Consider the following 1239-nt stretch of genomic DNA (forward strand, 5'->3'; position numbering starts at 1 on the left):
CCCGTGCACCACCGCGACGGCGTCCGGGGTGGCCGCGACCTGCCGTTCGAAGAGCGCGGGCAGGGTCTGCGGGGCGAGGGCCTCGCGGGAGGTGTCGTTCCACTCCTCCAGCACCCGGGCGCGCTCCGCCTCGCCCAGCACGTCGATCGCGTTCACGCGGACCTGGGGGTCGGCGACCATGGCCTCCAGCACCTGGATCAGACGCTGCACCAGGGTCTCGACCGTCGAGCGGTCGAAGAGGTCCAGGCTGTACTCGACCGCGCAGGCGAGGCCGGTGCCCGGGGCCGCGTCGCCGAAGACGAAGGAGAGGTCGAACTTGGCGGAGTCCACGGGCACGTCGTAGACGCTCGCTTCGAGACCCGGCAGGTCGATGACGGCTTCCGGGACGTTCTGGAAGACGAACATCACCTGGAAGAGGGGGTGCCGGGCCAGGGAGCGGGTGGGGTTGAGGGTCTCCACCAGGCGCTCGAAGGGGACGTCCTGGTTGGCGTAGGCGGCGAGGTCCTGTTCGCGGATGCGATCGATCAGCTCGGCGGTGGTCGGGTTGCCGTCCAGCTTGGTGCGGAGCACCAGGGTGTTGATGAAGAAGCCGATCAGGGGGTCCAGGGCCTCGTCGGTGCGTCCGGCGATGGCGGTGCCCAGGGTGATGTCCTCACCGGCGCCCATGCGGGACAGCAACGTGGTGAGTCCGGCCTGGACGGCCATGAAGAGGCTGGAGCCCGTGGTGCGGGCCAGGTCGTCAAGGCGGGTGTGGAGTTCCGGCGTGATCGTGAAGTTGACGATGTCGCCGCGGTAGGTGGGGGTGGTGGGACGCGGACGGTCGGCGGGCAGCGCGATCTCGTCCGGCGCCTCGGCGAGGGCGTTCTTCCAGTGGGCCAGCTGGGCGCTGATCGGCGAGTTGGGGTCGTCCTCCGAGCCGAGCACCTCGCGCTGCCAGAGGGTGTAGTCGGCGTACTGGACCGCGAGCGGCGCCCAGGCGGGGGCACTTCCGTTGACCCGGGCGGCATAGGCCTGGGAGAAGTCGCGGGCCAGCGGAGAGATGGACCAGCCGTCACCCGCGATGTGGTGGAGCACGAACAGCAGGATGAACTCACCCGTCAGCACATCACCGGTGCTGCCGGTCGCCCCTTCCACCGGCTCCGGTGTGTCGGTGGTGAGGTGGTAGAGGGTGACGCGGAGGGGGGTTTGGGTGGCGAGGTCGAAGCCTTGGGTGGCTTGGGTGGTGATGTGGGTGTGGAG

At 69.7% G+C, this 1239-nt stretch carries 1 protein-coding gene; it reads right to left on the minus strand.

The genetic code is table 11. The features are described 5' to 3' along the window. The coding region (locus tag E4099_RS32135; RefSeq protein ID WP_245245359.1) for a condensation domain-containing protein at positions 1-1239 on the minus strand (1239 nt) is incomplete at both ends.

Origin of the sequence: Streptomyces palmae (assembly GCF_004684805.1) — a bacterium.
In the GTDB taxonomy this organism is placed as follows: Bacteria; Actinomycetota; Actinomycetes; order Streptomycetales; family Streptomycetaceae; genus Streptomyces; species Streptomyces palmae.